Annotated in this window: 23 protein-coding genes; 12 read left to right on the plus strand and 11 right to left on the minus strand. The window is 66.3% G+C overall.

The features are described 5' to 3' along the window. The first annotated feature begins 41 nt into the window (after positions 1–41). The 10 genes from rplI to ACP2AH_RS03305 all read left to right on the plus strand — a co-directional run bounded on the left by rplI (position 42) and on the right by ACP2AH_RS03305 (position 11,088). Positions 42–611 (plus strand): 50S ribosomal protein L9, encoded by a 570-nt coding sequence (gene rplI / locus ACP2AH_RS03260; RefSeq protein ID WP_425104470.1) that lies wholly within the window; start codon positions 42–44, stop codon positions 609–611. 221 nt (positions 612–832) lie between these two features. Next, positions 833–2,092: a class I SAM-dependent methyltransferase gene (locus ACP2AH_RS03265; RefSeq protein ID WP_425104471.1), complete on the plus strand. Its 1,260-nt coding sequence runs from the start codon at positions 833–835 to the stop codon at positions 2,090–2,092. A gap of 166 nt (positions 2,093–2,258) precedes the next feature. Further along, positions 2,259–3,743 (plus strand): replicative DNA helicase, encoded by a 1,485-nt coding sequence (locus ACP2AH_RS03270; RefSeq protein ID WP_244377309.1) that lies wholly within the window; start codon positions 2,259–2,261, stop codon positions 3,741–3,743. An 8-nt stretch (positions 3,744–3,751) separates the two neighbouring features. Then, entirely contained in the window at positions 3,752–4,885 is a 1,134-nt protein-coding gene (gene alr, locus ACP2AH_RS03275; RefSeq protein WP_425104472.1) for an alanine racemase, read from the plus strand. Between the two features lie 58 nt (positions 4,886–4,943). Continuing rightward, positions 4,944–6,380 (plus strand): DNA repair protein RadA, encoded by a 1,437-nt coding sequence (radA, locus tag ACP2AH_RS03280; protein ID WP_425104473.1) that lies wholly within the window; start codon positions 4,944–4,946, stop codon positions 6,378–6,380. 102 nt (positions 6,381–6,482) lie between these two features. Beyond that, positions 6,483–7,088 carry a CvpA family protein gene (locus ACP2AH_RS03285; protein WP_421697869.1) on the plus strand — a complete coding sequence of 202 codons (606 nt, stop codon included), beginning with the start codon at positions 6,483–6,485 and terminating at the stop codon, positions 7,086–7,088. Positions 7,089–7,185: 97 nt separating this feature from the next. Then, positions 7,186–8,685, plus strand: coding sequence for an amidophosphoribosyltransferase (gene purF / locus ACP2AH_RS03290; RefSeq protein ID WP_425104474.1), 1,500 nt, complete (start codon positions 7,186–7,188; stop codon positions 8,683–8,685). 5 nt (positions 8,686–8,690) lie between these two features. Next, positions 8,691–9,107: a VOC family protein gene (locus tag ACP2AH_RS03295; RefSeq protein ID WP_425104475.1), complete on the plus strand. Its 417-nt coding sequence runs from the start codon at positions 8,691–8,693 to the stop codon at positions 9,105–9,107. Positions 9,108–9,124: 17 nt separating this feature from the next. Next, positions 9,125–9,895 carry an SDR family NAD(P)-dependent oxidoreductase gene (locus tag ACP2AH_RS03300; protein ID WP_425104476.1) on the plus strand — a complete coding sequence of 257 codons (771 nt, stop codon included), beginning with the start codon at positions 9,125–9,127 and terminating at the stop codon, positions 9,893–9,895. Between the two features lie 35 nt (positions 9,896–9,930). Then, positions 9,931–11,088, plus strand: coding sequence for a hypothetical protein (locus ACP2AH_RS03305; RefSeq protein ID WP_425104477.1), 1,158 nt, complete (start codon positions 9,931–9,933; stop codon positions 11,086–11,088). Here ACP2AH_RS03305 and der read toward each other — a convergent pair. The 5 genes from der to ACP2AH_RS03330 all read right to left on the minus strand — a co-directional run bounded on the left by der (position 11,070) and on the right by ACP2AH_RS03330 (position 15,100). Then, the gene (gene der / locus ACP2AH_RS03310; protein ID WP_425104478.1) at positions 11,070–12,416 is read right to left on the minus strand and encodes a ribosome biogenesis GTPase Der; all 1,347 of its coding nucleotides are present in this window, start codon (positions 12,414–12,416) and stop codon (positions 11,070–11,072) included. The genes ACP2AH_RS03305 and der overlap by 19 nt on opposite strands. A gap of 30 nt (positions 12,417–12,446) precedes the next feature. Next, on the minus strand, positions 12,447–12,737 hold the full coding sequence (locus tag ACP2AH_RS03315) for a hypothetical protein (RefSeq protein WP_425104479.1): 291 nt from the start codon (positions 12,735–12,737) through the stop codon (positions 12,447–12,449). Positions 12,738–12,747: 10 nt separating this feature from the next. Continuing rightward, positions 12,748–13,524 carry a tetratricopeptide repeat protein gene (locus ACP2AH_RS03320; RefSeq protein ID WP_425104480.1) on the minus strand — a complete coding sequence of 259 codons (777 nt, stop codon included), beginning with the start codon at positions 13,522–13,524 and terminating at the stop codon, positions 12,748–12,750. A gap of 148 nt (positions 13,525–13,672) precedes the next feature. After that, the gene (panB, locus tag ACP2AH_RS03325; RefSeq protein WP_244377327.1) at positions 13,673–14,494 is read right to left on the minus strand and encodes a 3-methyl-2-oxobutanoate hydroxymethyltransferase; all 822 of its coding nucleotides are present in this window, start codon (positions 14,492–14,494) and stop codon (positions 13,673–13,675) included. 36 nt (positions 14,495–14,530) lie between these two features. Further along, complete coding sequence (locus tag ACP2AH_RS03330) at positions 14,531–15,100, minus strand: NnrU family protein (protein WP_425104481.1); 570 nt, start codon at positions 15,098–15,100, stop codon at positions 14,531–14,533. 196 nt (positions 15,101–15,296) lie between these two features. Between ACP2AH_RS03330 and ACP2AH_RS03335 the strand changes: the two genes are divergently transcribed. After that, entirely contained in the window at positions 15,297–15,950 is a 654-nt protein-coding gene (locus tag ACP2AH_RS03335) for a L,D-transpeptidase family protein (protein ID WP_425104482.1), read from the plus strand. 24 nt (positions 15,951–15,974) lie between these two features. Here the strand turns inward: ACP2AH_RS03335 and ACP2AH_RS03340 are convergent, their stop codons facing one another. From ACP2AH_RS03340 to ACP2AH_RS03355, 4 genes are all read right to left on the minus strand, one after another. Continuing rightward, a complete protein-coding gene (locus tag ACP2AH_RS03340; RefSeq protein WP_244377331.1) occupies positions 15,975–17,582 on the minus strand; it encodes a peptide chain release factor 3 in 1,608 nt (535 codons plus the stop codon). A 74-nt stretch (positions 17,583–17,656) separates the two neighbouring features. Further along, on the minus strand, positions 17,657–18,004 hold the full coding sequence (locus ACP2AH_RS03345; protein ID WP_425104483.1) for an ArsC family reductase: 348 nt from the start codon (positions 18,002–18,004) through the stop codon (positions 17,657–17,659). Positions 18,005–18,076: 72 nt separating this feature from the next. Continuing rightward, positions 18,077–18,298, minus strand: coding sequence for a YMGG-like glycine zipper-containing protein (locus tag ACP2AH_RS03350; protein WP_425104484.1), 222 nt, complete (start codon positions 18,296–18,298; stop codon positions 18,077–18,079). 107 nt (positions 18,299–18,405) lie between these two features. Further along, positions 18,406–18,729: a hypothetical protein gene (locus ACP2AH_RS03355; RefSeq protein ID WP_425104485.1), complete on the minus strand. Its 324-nt coding sequence runs from the start codon at positions 18,727–18,729 to the stop codon at positions 18,406–18,408. A gap of 204 nt (positions 18,730–18,933) precedes the next feature. Between ACP2AH_RS03355 and ACP2AH_RS03360 the strand changes: the two genes are divergently transcribed. After that, on the plus strand, positions 18,934–19,764 hold the full coding sequence (locus ACP2AH_RS03360; protein ID WP_425104486.1) for a quinoprotein dehydrogenase-associated SoxYZ-like carrier: 831 nt from the start codon (positions 18,934–18,936) through the stop codon (positions 19,762–19,764). A gap of 52 nt (positions 19,765–19,816) precedes the next feature. Here ACP2AH_RS03360 and ACP2AH_RS03365 read toward each other — a convergent pair whose 3' ends face one another. Together ACP2AH_RS03365 and ACP2AH_RS03370 are read right to left on the minus strand one after the other, a co-directional pair. Next, positions 19,817–20,161, minus strand: coding sequence for a hypothetical protein (locus ACP2AH_RS03365; RefSeq protein ID WP_421697868.1), 345 nt, complete (start codon positions 20,159–20,161; stop codon positions 19,817–19,819). A 125-nt stretch (positions 20,162–20,286) separates the two neighbouring features. Beyond that, a complete protein-coding gene (locus ACP2AH_RS03370) occupies positions 20,287–20,973 on the minus strand; it encodes a hypothetical protein (protein ID WP_425104487.1) in 687 nt (228 codons plus the stop codon). Positions 20,974–20,976 lie beyond the last annotated feature (3 nt).

The following is a 20,976-nucleotide window of genomic DNA, read 5'->3' on the forward strand; positions in this document are numbered from 1 at the left end:
TTCCCACCTTTCCGCATTGACGCATCGAATGGAGAACTAAAATGGAAGTCATTCTGCTTGAGCGTGTCGCCAAGCTCGGCCAGATGGGCGAAGTCGTCCGCGTCCGCGACGGCTATGCCCGCAATTTCCTTCTGCCCTCGGGCAAGGCGCTGCGCGCCACCAAGGAGAACAAGGGTCGCTTCGAGTCGATGAAGGCCCAGCTCGAAGCCCGCAACCTCGAACTCAAGTCCGAGGCGGCGAAGGTTGGCGAGAGCCTCAAGGGCACCGAGGTCGTTCTCGTCCGCCAGGCTGGCGAGACGGGCTATCTCTATGGCTCGGTGTCGACCCGCGACATCGCCGACGCGCTGACCGCTGCCGGCTTCTCCGTGGAGCGCCGCCAGATCGTCCTCAACCACCCGATCAAGACCATCGGCGTGCACGAGGTGCCGGTCACCCTCCACCCGGAGGTCGAGGTTACGGTTCGCGCCAATGTCGCCCGCAGCCCCGAGGAAGCGCAGCGCCAGTCGCGCGGCGAGGATCTCAGCGTCGTGCGCGATGACGAGGACGAAGAAGAGTTCCTGGAAGAGGCCGCTGCTGAAGACGGCGAAGACGCCGAAGGCGAGCAGGCCTGACACTTTACCTTGCGTTATCGGCGCAAAGTCCAAGCCCGGCCAGCGATGGCCGGGCTTTTTTGCATAGATGGGGCTGTTCAGGAGGTTGCGAGGCTCGAAAGCTTGTGATGCAATGATCGGCAGATAAACGACATGCCCAGCGCATGGGCAGGCAGTCTTCGTGCGGAGACGGGCCTATTCGCGTTGTCTTCGCCGGCTGCCCCGTACTTTGGGATTGGCCGATGGAACGGTTGCTCGCCAAGGTCCTCGCGCGCATTGTGCGCCGTGGCTCTCTCTCCGTGGTCTTCGCCTCCGGCGATCGCGCCGTGTTCGGGGATGGCAGCGGACCACCCCTCGCAGTGCGCTTCACCTCTCATGCCTGGCAACGCCAGATCGTCCTCGATCCCGAATTGAGCTTCGGCGAGGCCTATATGGAAGGCGGCATGGTGGTGGAGCAGGGCGACATCGCCGAGGTGCTTGCGCTGCTGATGGCGCAGGTCGGCCTTGAGGTGCCCAGTGCCAGCGCGCATCTCTTCCTGCGGCTGCGCTTTCTGTTCCGACGCCTCGCCCAGTTCAACCCACCGGACCGTTCGCAGAAGAACGTCGCCCATCATTACGATCTCGATGGACGGCTCTATTCGCTGTTCCTCGACGCCGACCGGCAATATTCCTGCGCTTATTTCGAGACGCCCGACCAGTCGCTGGACGATGCCCAGCTGGCCAAGAAGCGCCATATCGCCGCCAAGCTGCTGTTTGATCGGCCGGGTCTTTCCGTGCTCGACATTGGCTGCGGTTGGGGCGGAATGGGACTTTACCTCGCCGCCCATGCGGGAGCGAAGGTCACCGGAGTGACGCTGTCGCAGGAACAGCATGGCGTGGCGAGGTGCCGCGCCGAGGAGCGGGGCCTCGCCGGGCGGGCCGATTTCCGCCTGCAGGATTATCGCGACGTGGAAGGGCCGTTCGATCGCGTCGTCTCGGTCGGCATGTTCGAGCATGTCGGCGTCGGCCATTACGAGGAGTATTTCGCCAAGGTGGCGCAGCTCATGAAGGAGGACGGCGTCGCCCTCATCCATTCGATCGGCCGCTCGGAAGGTCCCGGCATCACCAATCCCTGGATCGCCAAATACATCTTCCCCGGCGGCTACATCCCCGCGCTTTCGGAAGTGCTGCCGGCGATCGAGAAGGCGGGGCTACTCGTCACGGATATCGAGATCCTGCGCCTGCATTATGCTGAGACGCTCAAAGCGTGGCGGGAGCGTTTCCTCGCCCATCGCGAGGAGGTGGAGCGGCTCTACGATGCGCGCTTCGTGCGGATGTTCGAGTTCTACCTCGCCTCGTCCGAGATGGCTTTCCGCCATCAGGGGATGATGGTGTTACAGGTGCAGCTGGCCAAACGCGAGGGCGTGGTGCCGATGACCCGCAGCTATATCGCGCAGGGCGAAGCGGCGCTGCGGGGCATGGAGAACCAGAACCGGCCCGGTCTGCGATTGGCGGGTGAGTAGCCGACAACCTCTGGCCGTCGGGCGGGTGGCGGCGGAATCCCGTCAAGCGAGATTCGGCTTTCCACAGGCGCTCCACAGGACAAAATAGGCCGCGCGCGATTCGCCCCGGACATCTGCCCGGTGCGGCGTTAGCTGTGGCGTCGACCCACCTGCACCCGGAACAGCCATGCTCGATTCTCCGAACCGCCCACCGGCGGAGACCGATGCGTCCTATCGCACCGCCCCGCACAATATCGAGGCCGAACAGGCACTGCTGGGGGCGATCCTCGTCAACAACGAGGCCTTCTACCGCGTGTCCGACTTTCTGGAGCCGCGGCACTTCTTCGAGCCGATCCATGTCGCCATCTTCGAGACGGCGGCCGCGCTGATCCGTGCCGGCAAGGTGGCGACGCCGGTGACGCTGAAGACCTTTCTGCCGGCCGATTTCGACGCCGGGGGGCTGACAGCGCCGCAATATCTCGCCCGCCTTGCGGCGGAAGCGACCACGATCATCAATGCCGAGGATTACGGGCGCACCATTTACGACCTCTCGGTGCGGCGCGATCTCATCCAGATCGGCGAGGAGATCGTCAACGAGGCCTATGAAGCCCCGATCGACGCCACACCGCAGGAGCAGATCGAGGAAGCGGAGAAGCGGCTCTACGAGCTGGCCGAAACCGGCCGCTACGATGGCGGTTTCATGCGCTTCAACGACGCGCTGAAGGAAGCCGTCGACATGGCGAGCCGCGCCTTCCAGCGCGACGGCCACCTCTCCGGCACCGCCTCCGGCCTCGACGACCTCGACCAGATGATGGGCGGGCTGCAGCCTTCGGACCTCATCATCCTCGCCGGCCGCCCGGCGATGGGTAAGACCTCACTCGCCACCAACATCGCCTTCAACGTCGCGGCGGCCTACACATCGGAAACACTGCCCGACGGCTCGATCCGCGCGGTGGATGGCGGCGTGGTCGGCTTCTTCTCGCTGGAAATGTCGGCGGAGCAGCTCGCCACCCGAATTCTCGCCGAGCAGGCCGAGATCGCCTCCTACAAGATCCGACGCGGCGACATTTCCGAGCACGAATTCGACAAGCTCGCCAGCTGCGCCCAGATGATGCAGACGATCCCGCTCTATATCGACGACACCGGCGGCATCTCCATCGCCCAGCTGCGCGCCCGCGCCCGAAGGCTGAAGCGCCAGCGCGGTCTCGATTTCATGGTGGTGGATTATCTCCAGCTGCTCACCGGCTCGTCCAAGAGCTCTTCGCAGGGCCGCGTACAGGAGATCACCGAGATCACCACCGGCCTGAAGGCGCTGGCGAAGGAACTCGGCGTGCCGATCATGGCGCTGTCGCAGCTCTCGCGTCAGGTCGAGGCCCGCGACGACAAGCGTCCGCAATTGTCCGATCTTCGCGAATCCGGCTCGATCGAGCAGGATGCCGACGTGGTGATGTTCGTTTTCCGTGAGGAATACTACCTCAAGGGCCGCGAACCGAAGGAAGGCACCGAGGAATGGTTCAAGTGGGACCAGGACATGAAGGCCGCGCAAGGCATCGCCGAAGTCATCATCGGCAAGCAGCGCCACGGCCCGACCGGCACGGTGAAGGTCTCGTTCGAGCCGCAGTTCACCCGCTTCTCCAATCTGGTGCAGTCGGACCGGCTGCCTGAGCCGTGAGCACCATCGTGAGTTCTGATTCCCTCCCGCTCGATGAGGCCGGCGGTCTTCTCACCCTGGATCTCTCGGCCCTGGCGGCGAACTATCAGGAACTGGCGCGGCGCGTCGCGCCGGCTAGCTGTGCCGCCGTGGTCAAGGGCGACGGCTACGGCATCGGCTTGGCGGCGGCAGCCACCACGCTCTGGCAGGCCGGTGCGCGCAGCTTCTTCGTCGCCCTGCTGAGCGAAGCCCGGCGCCTGCGGGCCCTTCTCCCCGACGCTGAAATCTTCGTTCTCAACGGCCTATTCCCCGGCACCGAGGCTGCCTATCAGGAGAACGGGCTGCGGCCGGTGCTCGGCAGCACGGACGAGATCGCGAGCTGGCGCGATTTCTGTGATCGTATCGGCCAGGCGCTGCCCGCCGCCATCCATGTCGACACCGGCATGAACCGGCTGGGGCTGACCCCGGCCGAGGCGGTGAATGTGGCGGAGGGCCGGGACGAACTCGGCTTTCCGCTCGCCCTGCTGATGAGCCACCTCGCCTGTGCCGACGAGCCGGACCACCCGCTCAATGCGCGCCAATTGGAGGATTTCCGCGCCATTGCCGCGCTGTTCCCTGGCGTGCGTGCCTCGCTGTCCAATTCCGCCGGGGCGCTGGGCGATCCTGCCTATCATTTCGATCTCGTCCGACCGGGTATCGCCGTCTATGGCGGGCGCCCGCGGGCGGATGTCGCGCCGCTGCGGCCGGTGGTGCGGCTCGAACTGCGTATCGCCCGCATCCGCCACGTGCATGAGGGTGAAACGGTCGGCTATGGCGGCGCCCACACTGCCATACGACCTTCGCGCGTCGCCATACTCTCCGCCGGCTATGCCGACGGCATCCCGCGTCTCGCCGGCGCATCCGACTTGCGCCCCGGAGCGGAGGCCGTGGTGGCGGGCCATCGCTGCCCCTTGATCGGCCGCATCTCGATGGACCTGCTCGCCGTCGACATCACCGAGCTGTCTGAGGATGCGGTCCAGCTCGGCGACTTCGCGACCCTGCTTGGAGACGGGCTGACGCTCGACAATCTGGCGCGCCACTCCCAGACCATCGACTACGAAATCCTCACCTCGCTCGGCCGCCGCTATCACCGGCGCGCCGTCCCGGCGGCGCAAGAGATTTGATCCCGGTTTGTTCCCGCGCTAGAAGCGCGGGATCTTCTCAGTGCGGGACCCCTTCTCCATGGCCAAGCGCAGCACCAGCTTTCTCTGCCAGATCTGTGGCGCCGTGCATGCGCGCTGGCAGGGCCGCTGCGATGCCTGTGGCGCGTGGAACTCGATCGCCGAGGAAACCACGGCGGCCGATACCATGCCCGCCACGCTGCGCGGCGGACGGCGCGGCCGACTGATTGCGCTGGAAAGCCTCACCGGCACCTCGGAAGACGCGCCCCGCGTACAGGTCGGCATTTCTGAACTCGACCGCGTCGCCGGCGGCGGCATCGTGCCCGGCTCGGTGCTGCTGATCGGCGGCGATCCCGGCATCGGCAAGTCGACCCTGCTGATCCAGGCCTCGGCGAAGCTGGCAGGCGCCGGGCACCGCATCATCTATGTCTCCGGCGAAGAAGCCGTCGCCCAGGTGCGCCTGCGCGCCGAACGGCTCGGCCTCTCCGGCGCTCCGGTGGAACTGGCCGCTGAGACTAATGTCGAGGATATTGTCACCACCCTCTCCGGAGGCCGCCGGCCCGCGCTGGTGGTGATCGATTCGATCCAGACCATGTGGACCGACACGGTGGAATCCGCGCCCGGCACGGTGACGCAGGTGCGCTCCTCGGCGCAGATCCTCATCCGCTACGCCAAGCGCGCCGGCGCCGCTGTCATTCTGGTCGGCCACGTAACCAAGGACGGCCAGATCGCCGGCCCGCGTGTCGTCGAACATATGGTCGACGCCGTGCTCTCCTTCGAGGGCGATGGCGCCCATCATTTCCGCATCCTGCGCGCGCAGAAGAACCGCTTTGGGCCGACCGACGAGATCGGCGTGTTCGAGATGACCGGCCTCGGCCTCGCGGAAGTGGCCAACCCGTCCGCCCTGTTCCTGTCGAACCGCGACAGCGGCGCCCCCGGCACGGCGGTCTATGCCGGCATGGAGGGCACGCGGCCGGTGCTGGTGGAAATCCAGGCGCTTGTCGTGCCGACCAGCCTCGGCACGCCGCGCCGGGCCGTGGTCGGTTGGGACCCCAGCCGCCTCTCCATGGTGCTGGCCGTGCTGGAAGCGCGCTGCGGCATCAAGCTCGGTGCGCATGATGTGCATCTCAACGTCGCCGGCGGCTTCCGCATCAGCGAGCCGGCGGCGGATGTGGCCGTGGCGGCGGCGCTCATATCCTCGCTCTCCGGCGCAGTGCTGCCACCCGACAGCGTCTATTTCGGCGAGGTCAGCCTCACCGGCGCGGTGCGCGCCGTGCCGCATGCGGTGGCGCGGCTCAAGGAGGCGGCGAAGCTTGGCTTCACCCGCGCCGTGGCGCCGGCGGCCAAGGGAACAGTGGCCAAGGGATCGCCCCCCAACGGACGCGACGCCGGCGAGGCGCCACTGGCGGTCGATGCCATCACCTCTCTTGGGGATATCGTCGCCACCATCGCGGCCAAGGGATCGCGCCGCAGCAGCGGCAAGCCGCAAGAGGGATGACGCGCGGGCCTCACCGCGCTATACCTCGCGCGGCCCGCTGCGGGGCCGGAACAGTCCAGATTCGCTGCGCTTTCGCGTGAAGCCCAGCCCCACCACGGTGAGATCGTCTTGACGCTCCTCGACATCATCCTGATCGCCGTGATGGTCGTGTCCGGCCTGCTCGCCATGGTGCGAGGCTTTGTGCGCGAGGTCTTCGCCATCGTCTCCTGGGTGGCGGCGGCGCTGGTCACGCTCTATGCGTATCCGCACGCTTTGCCCTTTGCCAAGCAGTACATCAGCAACGACACCTTCGCGATGGCCGCGACCGTCGGTTCGCTGTTCATCGTTACCCTCTTGATCGTCTCGATCATCACGGTGCGGATTTCCGACCTCGTGCTCGACAGCCGCATCGGCGCGCTCGACCGCACCCTCGGATTCCTGTTCGGCCTGGCCCGCGGCTTCCTGATCATGGTTGTGGCCTTCCTGTTCTTCAACTGGCTGGTCCAGAACGAGCAGGGCCAGCCTGAGTGGATTCGCGACGCGCGGACCAAGCTGGTCTTGCAAAGTGCGGGTGACTGGCTCATCTCCATCCTGCCGGAAGACCCTGAGAGCCTCATCCGCGAGATGCGCAGCTCGAAGGACGCCGAGCCGACCGAGCCGCCGCCCGAGCCCGTCGCACCGGGCAGCGCGCCGGCCACGCCGAGCCCGGTGACGCCGTCGGCGCCTTAATTCGACCGTGCCCGTGCGCGAAGCGTCCCGGGCACAGTTGCTTTTGAGCAGAGTGGAGCGGGCGCAGCCTTGACCTGCGCCGAGGAGCGAAGACCCAATGGCCGATCTGATGGGTGATCATGTGGCGTCGAAATCGGCGCAGCCGGACGATTTCTACGACGACTACGGGGACACGCTGCGCGAAGAGTGCGGCGTGTTCGGCATTTACGACCACCCCGATGCGGCGGCGATCACCGCCCTCGGCCTGCATGCCCTGCAGCATCGCGGCCAGGAAGCGGCTGGCATAACCACTTATGACGGAAGGCGTTTTCACTCCGAGCGGCGTCTTGGCCTGGTGAGCGACGCCTTCTCCGATGGCGAAGCGATCAAGCGTCTGCCGGGTCATATCGCGGTCGGCCATGTGCGCTATTCGACCACGGGCGAAACCATCCTCCGCAACGTCCAGCCGCTCTTCGCCGAACTCGATGGCGGCGGCTTCGCCATTGCCCATAACGGCAACCTGACCAACGGCCTCACCCTGCGCCGCCAGTTGATCCGCGACGGCGCGATCTGCCAGTCGACCTCCGATACCGAGGTGATGCTCCACCTCGTCGCCCGCTCCAAGCGCGCGCGCTTCACCGAGCGTTTCATTGATGCGCTGCGTTCGCTGGAAGGCGCCTATGCCTTTGTCGGCCTCACCAACAAGAAGCTGGTCGGGGCCCGCGACCCGCTCGGCATCCGCCCGCTGGTGCTCGGCGAGCTCGACGGCCACCCGATCCTGACCTCCGAGACCTGCGCCCTCGACATAATTGGTGCGCGTCACGTGCGGGACATCGAGCCCGGCGAGGTGATCGTCTTCTCCTCCGACAAGGTGGAAACACTGCGCCCCTTCGGCAGCGTGCCGCCGCGCCCCTGCATCTTCGAGTACATCTATTTCGCCCGTCCGGACTCCGTGGTTGGCGGCCGCTCGGTCTATCAGGTGCGCAAGACCATGGGCATGCAGCTCGCGGCGGAAGCGCCGGCCAACGCGGATCTCGTGGTGCCGGTGCCGGATTCCGGCGTGCCGGCGGCGATCGGCTATTCCCAGGCGTCGGGCCTGCCCTATGAGCTCGGCATCATCCGCAACCACTATGTTGGGCGCACCTTCATCCAGCCGACCCAGTCGGTGCGCGACCAGGGCGTGCGGATGAAGCACTCGGCCAATCGGGCCGTCGTCGAGGGCAAGCGTATCGTGCTGATCGACGACAGCCTCGTGCGTGGTACCACCTCGGTGAAGATCGTCCGTATGATGCGCGAAGCCGGTGCGCGCGAGGTGCATTTCCGCATCTCCTCGCCGCCCATCACCCATCCCGACTATTACGGCATCGACACGCCCGACCGCGACAAGCTGCTGGCGGCGACGCACGACCTCGAAGGCATGCGCCGCTATATCGGCGCCGACAGCCTCGCCTTCCTTTCCATCGACGGAATCTACAAGTCGATGGGTTATGAGGGCCGCGACCCGCTCCGGCCGCAATTTACCGACCATTGCTTCACCGGCGAGTACCCCACCCCGCTGTCGGATCGCGACGGCGAAGTGGCGCCGCGCCAGCTCTCGCTCCTGGCCGAGGCGAGCTGAGCGGCATGGTCGAGCTGCGCGAATGGCATCGCGGCCGGCTGATCGACCATATCTCACTGGTCGTGGCCGATTATGAGGCCTGCCGCCGCTTCTATGCGGCGGTGCTTGCCGTGCTTGATGTGCCCCTTGTGGAGGGCGATGGCTACTTCTTCGCCGACGAGCTCTTCGTCTCGCCCGGCGTGCCGACCACGGGGCGCGCGCATATCGCCTTCCAAGCGGGCGACGAGGAGACGGTGCGCCGATTCCACGCCACCGCCCTCGCCCATGGCGGCCGGGACAATGGATCGCCGGGGCTGCGCAACTATCACCCCGGCTACTACGCCGCCTTCGTGCTCGATCCCGAAGGCAACAACATCGAAGCGGTCTTCCACGGCCCGGCCCGGCGCTCCGCGCCGTCCGTGGTCATGACCGACGACAACTGAACCTTCAAGGAAACGCCATGTCCGACCTTCCTGCGGCCGAAGCTTCCCTGCGCCCGCTCGATGGCCGCATCGCCCTCGTTACCGGCGCCACACGTGGCATCGGCCGGGCGACGGCCCTCGCTCTTGCCGCCGCCGGTGCGCATGTCGTGGCGGTGGGTCGTACCAGCGGCGCGCTGGAGGAGCTCGATGACGCGATCATCGCAGCAGGCTCGACGGCAACGCTTGTGCCGCTCGACATCAAGGACGGCGAAGGCATCGACCGGCTTGGCGGCGCGCTTTATGAGCGTTTCGGTCGGCTCGACATTTTCGTGGGCAATGCCGGCGTGCTGGGCCCGATGACCCCGCTGGCACAGATCGAGCCCAAGGAGTGGAACGACACGCTGGCGGTGAATCTCACGGCGAATTGGCGCCTCATCCGCTCGCTCGATCCACTCCTGCGGCTCTCCACGGCCGGGCGCGCTGTCCTCGTGTCCTCCGGTGCCGCTCACAAGGCCCGGCCATTCTGGGGCGCCTACGCGGTCACCAAGGCGGCCGTTGAAGTACTCGCACGCACCTGGGCCGCGGAGGTGGAGAACATCTCCAGCCTCAGGGTGAACCTCATCAATCCCGGCCCGATCCGCACCCGCATGCGCGCCAAGGCCTTCCCAAGCGAAGATCCGGACACGCTGCCGAGCCCGGAAGAGCTGGCGCAGGCCATCCTCGCGCTGTGCCTTCCGAGTGTCGTGGAAACGGGTCAGCTGTATGATTTTCCGACGCGCGGCTTTAAGGGTTTCCCGATACCTTCCTGAATAAGCGAACGGTTGAGGGTTGGAATGTGGAGATATTGATCGGCACCAACCATCTGGCGCTGATGGCCGGTTCCGAGCTGATATGTCTGGAACTGGCCCATTATTTCCGCAGCTTGGGACATCGCGTCACGCTGTTCGCCAATGTCGCGTCGGACCCGATGGCGGGCATGTTCAAGTCGCGGCTCGGGCTGGAAATCGTCACCGACCCACAGGCGATCGCGCCTTTTTCCTATGATGTCGTCTATCTCCAGCATCATGTCGCCGGGCTGTTCGACTACCGTCTTGACTCCGCTTCGCGGGAGCGCACGGCCTTTGTGTTCGGCAAACTGGGGCGCCGAACGTTCATGGAAAGCGGTGGCTGGCGGTTTGATCGCCTGCTGGCCGACGCCTATTTCGCAAATTCCGTAGAAACCGCGCGAAGGCTCAAGGAGCTTGAGGTTACCGCGCCCGTTTCCGTTTTCTACAACGCTGCCCCGTCGGCCTATTTCCGGCAACCTCCCGAAACCGCGCGAAAGCTGGGGAGGATCACCGTCATCACCAACCACCTCGATCCGGCTCTGGCTACTGCATTGGACCAGCTCTCACCCGACATCGAGGTTGAGCGCGTTGGGCTCCAGTTCCGCCAAAGGCTGGTGAGTCCCGAACTGATCGGCCGTTCCGACCTCGTCATCAGCATCGGCAAGACGATCCCCTACGCGCTCGCCGCGCGCGTGCCCGTCTATGTCTACGACCATTTCGGCGGGCCGGGCTATCTCACGGCCGACAACTTCGCCCTGACAGCGCGATTCAACTTTACCGGCCGCTGCTGCGAGCGGCGGCTGGGCCCGGGTGAACTTGCCCGCGAGATCACCGCAGGCTACGCCGCTGCGGATGCGTTCGCCCGGGCACTGGGCGACTCAGTGCTCGAGCGTTACCGGCTGGAGCCCTATCTTGACGCCATGCTCTCCGTGCCGCCTTCCCAAAACGCCGAACGTGCGGAAAAGCTGGCCCGCGACCCTATGATCGCACAGGAGCGACTTCTGGCCGCTGATCTGCGCGAGCACTGGCGCAACGCGCAGAACCAGCAGCGGCAGGGACGAAGGTTCAGACACTCCGTGCGCCGTTGGCTTGATGCCGGCCGCCGCTGGACGCGGCACACCGCCCGCAAAGGGCTGCACAAGCTGCGAAAACTGCCTCAGTCCTTCTCGGCGTAGGGATTGTCCTTCTCGCGCAGCGTCAGGCGGATCGGAACGCCGGGAAGGTCGAAGGTGGTGCGCAGATTGTTGACGAGATAGCGCACATAGCTCTCCGGCAGCGCATCGGCGCGCGAGCAGAACAGCACGAAGCTCGGCGGGCGCGCCTTGGGCTGTGTGATGTAGCGCAGCTTGATGCGACGGCCCGACACGGCCGGTGGCGGATGTTGGTCGGTGGTCTCTATCAGCCAGCGGTTCAGCGGATTGGTGGAGACGCGGCGGTTCCACACCTCATGCGTCTGCTGCACCGCCCGCACCAGGCGGTCGAGCCCCTCTCCGGTGAGGGCCGAGACCAGCACCACCGGCGCGCCCTTCACCTGTGGCAGCCGGTCGTCGGCCTCCTGGCGCATGCGGGTGACGAACCCCTGCTGGTCCTTCACCAGATCGGATTTCGAGATCGCCAGCACCACCGCCCGCCCCTCGCGCTCGACGAGGTCGGCGATGCGCACATCCTGCTCCTCGAAGGGATGGGTGGCGTCCATCAGCACAATGACGACTTCGGCGAAGCGCGCGGCGCGCAACCCGTCGGCGACGGATAGCTTTTCCAGCTTGTCATCGATGCGCGCGCGCTTGCGCATGCCGGCCGTATCGAAGACGCGCAGTTCCACGCCGTGGCGTTCCACATCCACGGCGATGGAATCGCGTGTGATGCCGGCTTCAGGCCCGGTCAGCAGCCGATCCTCACCCAACAGGGCGTTGATCAGGGTCGACTTGCCCGCATTCGGCCGCCCGAGAACGGCGACGCGAATGCGTCGCCCGGCCTCCGGGTCGGTCCCTTCGTCCTCATCCTCTTCGTCCGGCACGCAAAGCGCCAGCGCACGAAGCAGGTCAGCCATGCCATCGCCATGCTCGGCGGAAAGCTCCACCGGCTCACCGAGCCCGAGCGCATAGGCGTCGAGCGTGCCGCTTTCAGATCCTTTCGCCTCGGCCTTGTTGGCCACGAGAATGGTGTGCTTGCCGGAACGCCGCGCCAATTCGCCGAAAGCCCGGTCGCTCGGTGTCACACCGGCCTTGGCGTCGATCAGGAACAGCAGCACATCGGCATCGGCGATGGCGGCTTCCGTCTGGGCGCGCATGCGGCCTTCGAGCGATTCCGCCTTGGCCTCCTCCAGCCCCGCCGTGTCGATGACGCGGAAGGACAGATGGCCAAGGCGCGCATCGCCCTCGCGCCGGTCACGGGTCACGCCGGGGCGATCATCGACCAGCGCCAGGCGCTTGCCGACCAGACGATTGAACAGCGTCGACTTGCCGACATTCGGCCTGCCGACAATCGCGACGGTAATCGTCATGGGAAAAAGGGGCCTCCGCGCCCGTCAGCTCTACCGGGCCGGCGCAGTGGCGCCCGCCGCTCCGGCCGCCGGCGGCTCGTTCTGGTAGGGATTATAGGCCGAGTTCGCCGGCTGCGGCGGGGCCTGATTATAGTCGACCCCCGGAACACCCTCGGGGAAAACCGGCTGGCGCGCGCCCGGAAGCGGCTTTTCACGTTCATTGAACGGGTTGATCGCGTCGAGCGTCTCGCAGCCGGCGGCAGCCAGCGTGAGACCGAGAACCGGCAGCAGAAACAGGACGCGGCGCAGGCGGGAACGATAAGAGGACGTGTCACGGCGCATCAGCACCTCCTCACGGCGCGGGGGGAGCGGAAGCCGGCGGCGTGGCCGGAACGGGCTCGGCTGGGGCCGGCGTGGCAGTAGGCGTTTCGGTGGGAGCGGGAGCGGGAGCGGCCGCCGCTGGCACGGCAGTTGCGGGCACCGGCATCGATGAGGCCGAAAGCGTGCGCATCAACTCGGCGCGGCGGCGCAGACCGGGCGGCGTCTGCCCATCGTTGAGGATCGCGGTAAAGGTCTCCGTCGCCGCTTTATAGTCACCTGCCTTGTACTGGGCGAGGCCGATGATCTCGCGGGCGGAGTGGCGGAACGCCCCCTCGGGCGTGTCGAGCGGCTTCATCCGGCCTTCGATCTCGGCGAGCGACGCCGTATCGACCAGCAGCATTGCCGCGCGAACCTGGGCGACATTCTGCATCAACGTGCTGACCGAAGGGTCCTTCGCCAGCCCGTCGTAATCCGCGACGGCGGCGGCGGCATCATTCTTGGCAAGTTCGTCGGCCGCCCGGAAACGCGCGAGGAGCCGGTAACCGCTGGTGCCGTCCCTCTCCAGTGCGACGAAAGCGGCTTCGGCTTCCGCCGTCTTACCCTCGGTGGCGAGCTTCTGGGCCGCCTCGAAACGCGCGCCAGACGCCTGATCCTGTTTCAGCTTCCACCACTCGTAGCCGCGCCAGCCGGCGACGGCGACGACGATGAGCACGGCCAGGCCGATGACAAAGCCGCCATAGCGGGTCCACAGGCGGCCGAAACGCTCGCGGCGCAGGTCCTCGTCGATCTCGTTGAAGATGTCAGCCATGAAACGTCCGTGAGCAACTCGTCGCGGGCCGCCGCAGCAAGGCGGGGCCGGTACTGGAAAGGGCCGCGTAAACTACCGATGCGGCTTGAACAAGGCAAATCGAGCGGCGGAGCGGGCGGCGCCGCGCTTTGCCCCGGAAAGAGGCCGCCTATCCCTTCTTGGGGGCGTAGACATGCTCCGGCCCGGGGAAGCTGCGCGCGCGCACCTCGCTGGCATAGGCTTCCACGGCGGCGCCGATGGCGGGCCCGATTTCAGCGAACTTCTTGACGAAGCGGGGGACGCGGTCGGACAGGCCGAGCATGTCTTCCAGCACGAGAATCTGGCCGTCGCAGGCCGGCGAGCCGCCGATGCCGATCGTGGGAGGCGCGACCTCTTGGGTGATCTGGCGGGCCAGCGGTTCGGAAATCGCCTCCAGCACGATGGAAAAAGCGCCGGCATCGGCGATAGAGCGGGCGTCGTCGAGAATCAGCGCCGCACTCGCCTCATCGCGGCCGAGCGCCTTGAACGAGCCGAGCGTGTTAATCGCCTGCGGCGTTAGTCCGACATGGCCCATGACCGGCACACCGCGATCGGCGAGAAAACGCACTGTCTCTGCCATGCGGCGCCCACCTTCGAGCTTCACGGCACCGGCCCCGCTCTCCTTCAGCACCCGGGCGGCGGTGGCGAAGGCCTGCTGCGGCGAACCCTCATAGGAGCCGAAGGGCAGGTCCACCACCACCAGCGCCCGCGCCGAGCCGCGCATCACCGCCTGGCCCTGCAGGATCATCATGTCCACTGTCACCGGCACGGTGGTCTCCATGCCGTGCATCACCATGCCGAGCGAATCGCCCACCAGCATGAAGTCGACATGCGGGTCGATCAGGCGGGCGGTATGGGCGTGGTAGGCGGTCAGCGAGACAATGGGCTCGCCGCCCTTCTTCGCGCGGATGTCCGGAGCGGTAAGGCGGCGGACAGCGGACTGAACGGACATGTCAGGCGATTTCCTCGTTTTCCTGCATGGGCTTACTCAGCCCATGACCGGCACCCCGACGATGTGGGGGTGGAACCAGAAAGAGAGGAAGGCATAAAGCACGACACCCAAGCCCACCGCAATGAGATCACCCCACCAGTTGGTCGGCGCGACGGGAAGCGGGGCGTTCCGGCGCTTGGCCATGATCCGCAGCACCACCGCCCAGGCGAGGATGACGACCGCGAGCGTTACCGTCGCGGCGTCGCCATTGGCGAGAAGATGCGCCAGCGCCCAGGTCTTGATGGCGACGAGGAAGGGGAACTTCAGCCACGCCTTGATGTGGCTCGGCACCAGCGCCGCCACGGCGAAGATGGACGAGAACAGCATGAGCAACAGAGCGAGATGGCGCAGACCCACCGGCGGATCGTAGAGCTGGGCCGGACCTTCCGCCCGCCACTGGCCGAAGCCATAGGCGATCATCAGCACCCCGGCGATGGCGAGGACGCCATGCACGATCCGATAGGTGGTGGCCCCCAGCTGCGCCGTGGCCGCTGCGGCCATCTTGCGGCGCGCGGCAATAATGTGAATGGCAACGAACAGGGCGAGCCCCGCCAGCATCAGGATCATGATCGTCCTCCCCGTGTGACGGCGCGCACGCTAGAGGCTTTCCAACCGCCGCGCCATCCGGGCAAGGGCCGACTTTTTGTCCCGCCCCGCCGATGCTGGGGGTCCGTGGCGATGCGTAAACCATAGGGCGCATCTGCTCTCCCACCGGCGACGCCCGCATGTCACAATGATGACACCATTGGTGGGAGGAGCCGGAATGAAAGCCGTGCTGGCGTTTCTTGCGCTGGGTCTTGCGTCGGTTCTCGTACAGCCGGCATCCGCCCAGTCCACGCGGATGGCGGCCGTCGACGCGCCGCCGGCAACGGTCGCAGCGCCGCCGGAGATGAGCCCGCCCTCCACGGCCACCCCGGCCGCGCTCTCCGCGCCCGCCGTCTCCACCACGCCGGACGGCGCTCTTCCCGCGACTGCGCCGTCAGGTGTCACGCCACCGATCGAGGCGGCATCAGCCGCTCCCCTTCCCACACCGCTGGAAGCCGCAGCGCCGCCACCGCCCGAGGTGCAGGTGACGATCAGCCTTTCCAAGCAGCGCATGGTGGTGTCGGTCGCCGGCAAGGAGCGTTACGCTTGGCCGGTCTCAACCGCCCGTAAGGGCTACCGCACCCCGCTCGGCACCTATCGGCCCGAGCGGATGCACAAGCGCTATTTCTCGCGCAAATACGACAATGCGCCGATGCCCTACGCGATCTTCTTTCACCGGGGCTGGGCGATCCACGGCACCGACGCCGTCGGCCGTCTCGGGCGCCCCGCCTCGCATGGCTGCGTTCGCCTGCACCCGAGCAATGCGCGCGCGCTGTTCGCCCTGGTGAGCGAACATGGCCGCGCCAACACGCAGATCACCGTCAGCCGCTGAGAGCAGGCCGGAAGGCGGAGAGAGTCACGCCGCCTTCTTCACATCCTTCACATCGGTGAAGACGATGCCCGGCCAGCGATCGCCGGTGTAACCGATCATGAAGGCCGAGGGGCTGAGGAAGACCAGATCGCCATCCAGGTCTTCCGCCGTCGACAGTCGATTACCGGCGGCGAAATCCGCGAGCTTCTTGGGATCCTCCGACGACACCCAGCGGGCGAGCTGAAATTCCGACATGTCGAAGCCGACCTCCAGCCCGTATTCGGCCTCCAGCCGGTTCTTCAGCACATCGAGCTGCAGCGGGCCGACAACGCCGACCAGCGCAGGCGAGCCGTCCGTCGGCCGGAACACCTGAACGACACCTTCCTCGGCCATTTCCTGCAGCGCCTGCTTCAGCTTCTTCGCCTTCATCGCGTCGGGCAGCTTCACCCTGCGAAGAATCTCCGGCGCGAAGGAGGGCACACCGACGAAGTTGATGTCCTCGCCCTCGGTCAGCGTGTCGCCGATGCGCAGATTGCCATGGTTGGGGATGCCCACAACGTCGCCGGCATAGGCCTCCTCGGCCAGCTGGCGGTCCTGGGCGAAGAAGAACTGCGGCGTGGCGAGGCTCATCGGCTTGCCGGTGCGCACCAGCTTCGCCTTCATGCCGCGCTGAAGCTTGCCCGAGCACAAGCGGGCAAAGGCGATGCGGTCGCGATGGTTCGGGTCCATGTTCGCCTGGATCTTGAACACGAACGCGGTCATCCGCGCTTCCTCGGCTTCCACCTTGCGCTTGTCGGCCTGCTGCGCGCGCGGCGGCGGGGCGTAGCGGCCGAGCCCCTCCAACAGGTCGCCGACGCCGAAATTGCGCAGCGCGGAGCCGAAATAGACCGGTGTCAGATGCCCTTCGAGGAAGGCCTGGATGTCGAAGGAATTGCCGACCTCGCGCACGAGGCCGAGTTCCTCCGCCAGATTCTCCTCGTCCAGCGTGACATTGAGCGCGGCGATCTGCGCCATGCTCATCTGCCGCAGCGGGCCGGTCTTGCCCTCGTCGCCATCGAGCAGGCGCATGCCGCCAGTGGCGACATCCATGGTGCCGACGAAATCACGCCCCTGCCCCACGGGCCAGGTCATCGGCGTGGTGTCGAGCGCCAGCGTCTTCTCGATCTCGTCGAGAATCTCGAAGGGATCGCGGCTCTCGCGGTCCATCTTGTTGATGAAGGTGATGATGGGAATGTCGCGCAGGCGGCACACTTCCAGCAGCTTGCGGGTGCGCGCCTCGATGCCCTTGGCGGCGTCGATCACCATCACCGCCGCGTCAACCGCCGTCAGCGTGCGGTAGGTGTCTTCCGAGAAATCTTCATGGCCCGGTGTGTCCAGCAGGTTGAACACATGACCGTCGAACTCGAAGGTCATCACCGAAGTCGCGACGGAAATACCGCGCTCGCGCTCGATCGCCATCCAGTCCGAGCGCGTGGAGCGGCGGTCCTTCTTCGCCCGCACCTGCCCGGCAAGCTGGATCGCGCCACCGAACAGCAGCAGCTTTTCGGTCAGCGTGGTCTTGCCCGCATCGGGATGCGAGATGATCGCGAAGGTGCGGCGGCGCGCAACCTCGGTGGCGATGGGTGAGGCTGCTGAATTGGAGAGTGCGTTCATGCGAGCCGATGTGGCAGGGAAGCTGCAGCGGATCAAGGGGTGGGCGGGCTTTCGTGGTAACGAGAAAGCCGCCGTCAGCCGAACTGCTTCTCGTAAATCTCGGGCTTGAAGCCCACCAGCAGCGTGCCTTCGGCTTCGAGCACCGGCCGCTTGATGAGGGATGGCTGGGCCTGCATCAGCGCCACCGCCTTCGCCTCATCGATACCGGCCTTCTCCGCGTCGGGCAGATTGCGGAACGTGGTGCCGGCGCGGTTGAGCAGGACTTCCCAGCCGACCTTGCCGGCCCAGTTCTCAAGCCGTGCCGCGTCGATGCCGGCAGCTTTGTAATCGTGGAACGCATAGGCGACGCCCCGCCCGTCAAGCCAGGCGCGCGCCTTCTTCATCGTGTCGCAGTTCTTGATGCCGTAGATCGTGACGCTCACGCTCGCCTCCTCCGCAAGGCCGCCCCCGTGATAGCGGGGACGGCACGGCGTTTGAAGACCGAAGGGCGCAGTCTACTTGGCGGTCGCGGCACCGATGGCGCCACCGGCAACCGCGCCAATGCCCGCGCCCCAGGCCGCGCCGGTGCCGCCGCCGGCGATGCCACCAATCACGGCGCCCGTGCCAGCGCCGATCAGAGCGCCCGTGCCCGCCCGGCGCTGTGTGGTGGTGCAGCCGGCGACGAGGAGCGCGGCGACGGCGATGACGGTGAGCTTCGTGGCGATAGCTTTGGACATTGGCGTTCTCCCCAGGATTCGATGGCTGAAAGTACCTCCCCCACGCCACCCTCACAATCGCGCTCGACTAAGCATAAGCACGGAGAGCAACCCAGAAGCGAAAACCGTCAGCGCCAGCTTCTCACCCACCGGCCGGGTTCGTAGACCCATTGACCTCGACGCAGCACCCAGCGCGGGCCGACATATTCAAACCCACGGCGGCTTTCTTCCCAGTGCCCGGCCGACCAGACCCATCCCCGCCCCGGCCACCAGGCCCAATGTCCCGGCACCCAGGTGTAACCCCGGCGTGGCGCCGGGCGAGGTTCGCGTCGGGGAGCCGGCGGAGGGCTCGTCGGCGCGGACTGCGCCTGTGCCGTTTGATGCGCCGCGATGCCGAGAGGCACGGACACAAGCGCGGCGGCGGCCTTGAGAAGGGATCGGCGCGAGAGCATCAAACTCACTCCAGCTTGAAAGAGGTGCGGCAACAGCCAAGCCCTGAGCAGGGCGTGGGTCGCGAAGCTGGATGATGACCGCCGCGCGCTGCCAGCGCAATCGTCGCGGCCTCGCGGTATCGTGGCCTGCGATTCAACGTCGAAAAGGTGTATGATGGCGCCAACCGCCGGACGGGCAACGATCCGGCAGGCCGGGAGGTCGCCATGCACCGCTATCAACGCCGTCTACGTCTGTTCCTCGCCGTCACGCTGTTTTCCGCCCTCGCCGTCAGCGCCGCCGCCGCGCAGGAGCCGGGAGCCGATGCCACCTGGAAGTCGCTGCGGCCGGATATCTTCGGCGAGCGTCCCATTGAGGAGGCGAGCCCGCTTGTTCGTCTCACCGCCCCGAAACGGGCGGAGGACGCGGCCATGGTGCCGATCGATGTGGAAATCGTGCTGCCCGAGGGCGATCCGCGCACCGTTTCCAAGCTGACGCTTATCGTCGACGAGAACCCTGCTCCGCTTGCGGCTACCTTCACCTTCGGTGGCAGTCGCCGCGATGTGGCGCTCGGCACCCGGCTGCGGGTGAACTCCTATTCCTATGTGCGCGCCATCGCGGAAACCAGCGATGGCGGGCTCCACATGGCCGAGCGCTATGTGAAGGCCTCGGGCGGCTGCTCCGCCCCGGCGATGAAGGACGAGGAAGCACAGCTGAAAAATCTCGGCCAGCTCAAACTGAAATCGGTGAAGGCGGACGGGATGGGTGACGCCAGCCAGGCGAGCCGCGTGTCGCAGCTGCAGCTGATGATCCGTCACCCGAACTATTCCGGCCTGCAGATGGACCCGCTGACGCGGGCCTATATCCCCGCCAAGTTCGTCGACAATATCCGCGTGACCCAGGGCGACGAGCTGATCTTCTCGATGGTCGGCGGCATCTCGCTCAGCGAGGATCCTGCGATCCGCGTCTCCTACGACCCGGACGGCAAGGAAGTTCATGTCGACGCCGGCGACACGGACGGGCGCAAGTTCGAGGGCGAGCTGAAGCCGGCGAGTTGACCCGCCGGAGCGGCGACAAGCGGGAGCCGCGCCTCGCGGCTTCCGCTTTCCATCAATAAAAACAGGTGACTTCCGCTTCCGCCTGCGCCCGATGCAGATCGGCCACGATGTCGCGGAAAAGGCCGGTATTGCGGAACAGCTCCGCCTGCTGGCCCGCCACCTGGCTCACGCTCATGATGGTCTCGGCTTCCTCATAGCGCTCATAGGGCATGATCGTCGCGATGGTGTCGATCGAGCAGGAGCATTTCTCGAGTGCCTGCCGGGTCTGGCCGTTCACGATCATGCAGGCGAACACATAATCGGCCCGCGCCGCCGTCGGGTAATCGTTGATAAGGCCGGAATTCGGCGCCTTGGGCGCCGGCTTGCGCGCGCCGGCGGTGAGGCCAGGGGACAGCATCTCCTGTGCCAGCACGCCGCCCGCCCCCAGCAGCGTGAAGGTCAGGACGGCGGCGAGGCGGCCCGCCTTTGAAATCCGCGCGGAGCGTGTGTTCGCCATGGTCATTTCCTCTCTGGGGCGGCCGCCTATTTCACCGCCGGCGTGTTGGTCACGCCGGTCAGAGTAAGGCTGGTCTCGATCATGTTTGCACTGCCATCCGCCTTGGGCGTGACGACATTGATGGAATAAAGTCCGCCGGGCACCGCGTCGGCGAACAGGAATTCGTAGCGCCGCCCCACCAGTTCCAGCAGCTTGTCCTTGTTGGGGTCCTCGGCGAAGGGAAGCATGGTGAGCTTCCAGCCCTCGACCTCACGGCCCTCAAAGGAAAAGCGCGCCGGCGTCACGGTGCCGGTGGAGAGATGCTCACGCACGCGGTTGCGCAAATAGAACGGGCTGCCCTTGGTCAGCTGCGCGATTTCCTTCACGTCGCGTTCCAGAAGGATAAGCGCGATCGGGTTGCCGTTCATGGTCGGAAACGGACCAGCCTCCCCCTCCTGCGTGCCGCGATGGATGACCACATCCGCGATCCGCTTGGTGGGATCGTCGGCCGGCGCCTCGACCTTCATGTCCAGCGTTTCCTCGAAGCCGTCGCCAAGCTTGGCCTCGGAGGTCACGTGCTTATAGGCATAGATCAGTGTCGTTCCCGGTTGTACCTGGGCGAGATAGGGACGCTCGAAGAACAGTTCGGCAGCCGTCGGCGCGGCAAACGCGGCGGTAGCGGCAAGGGTCGCGAGCGAGGCTGCGGCGGCAAGGGTCCGGGCAATACGCAACATGGA

The sequence above is a fragment of the Ancylobacter sp. genome (assembly GCF_965249975.1).
GTDB lineage: Bacteria > Pseudomonadota > Alphaproteobacteria > Rhizobiales > Xanthobacteraceae > Ancylobacter.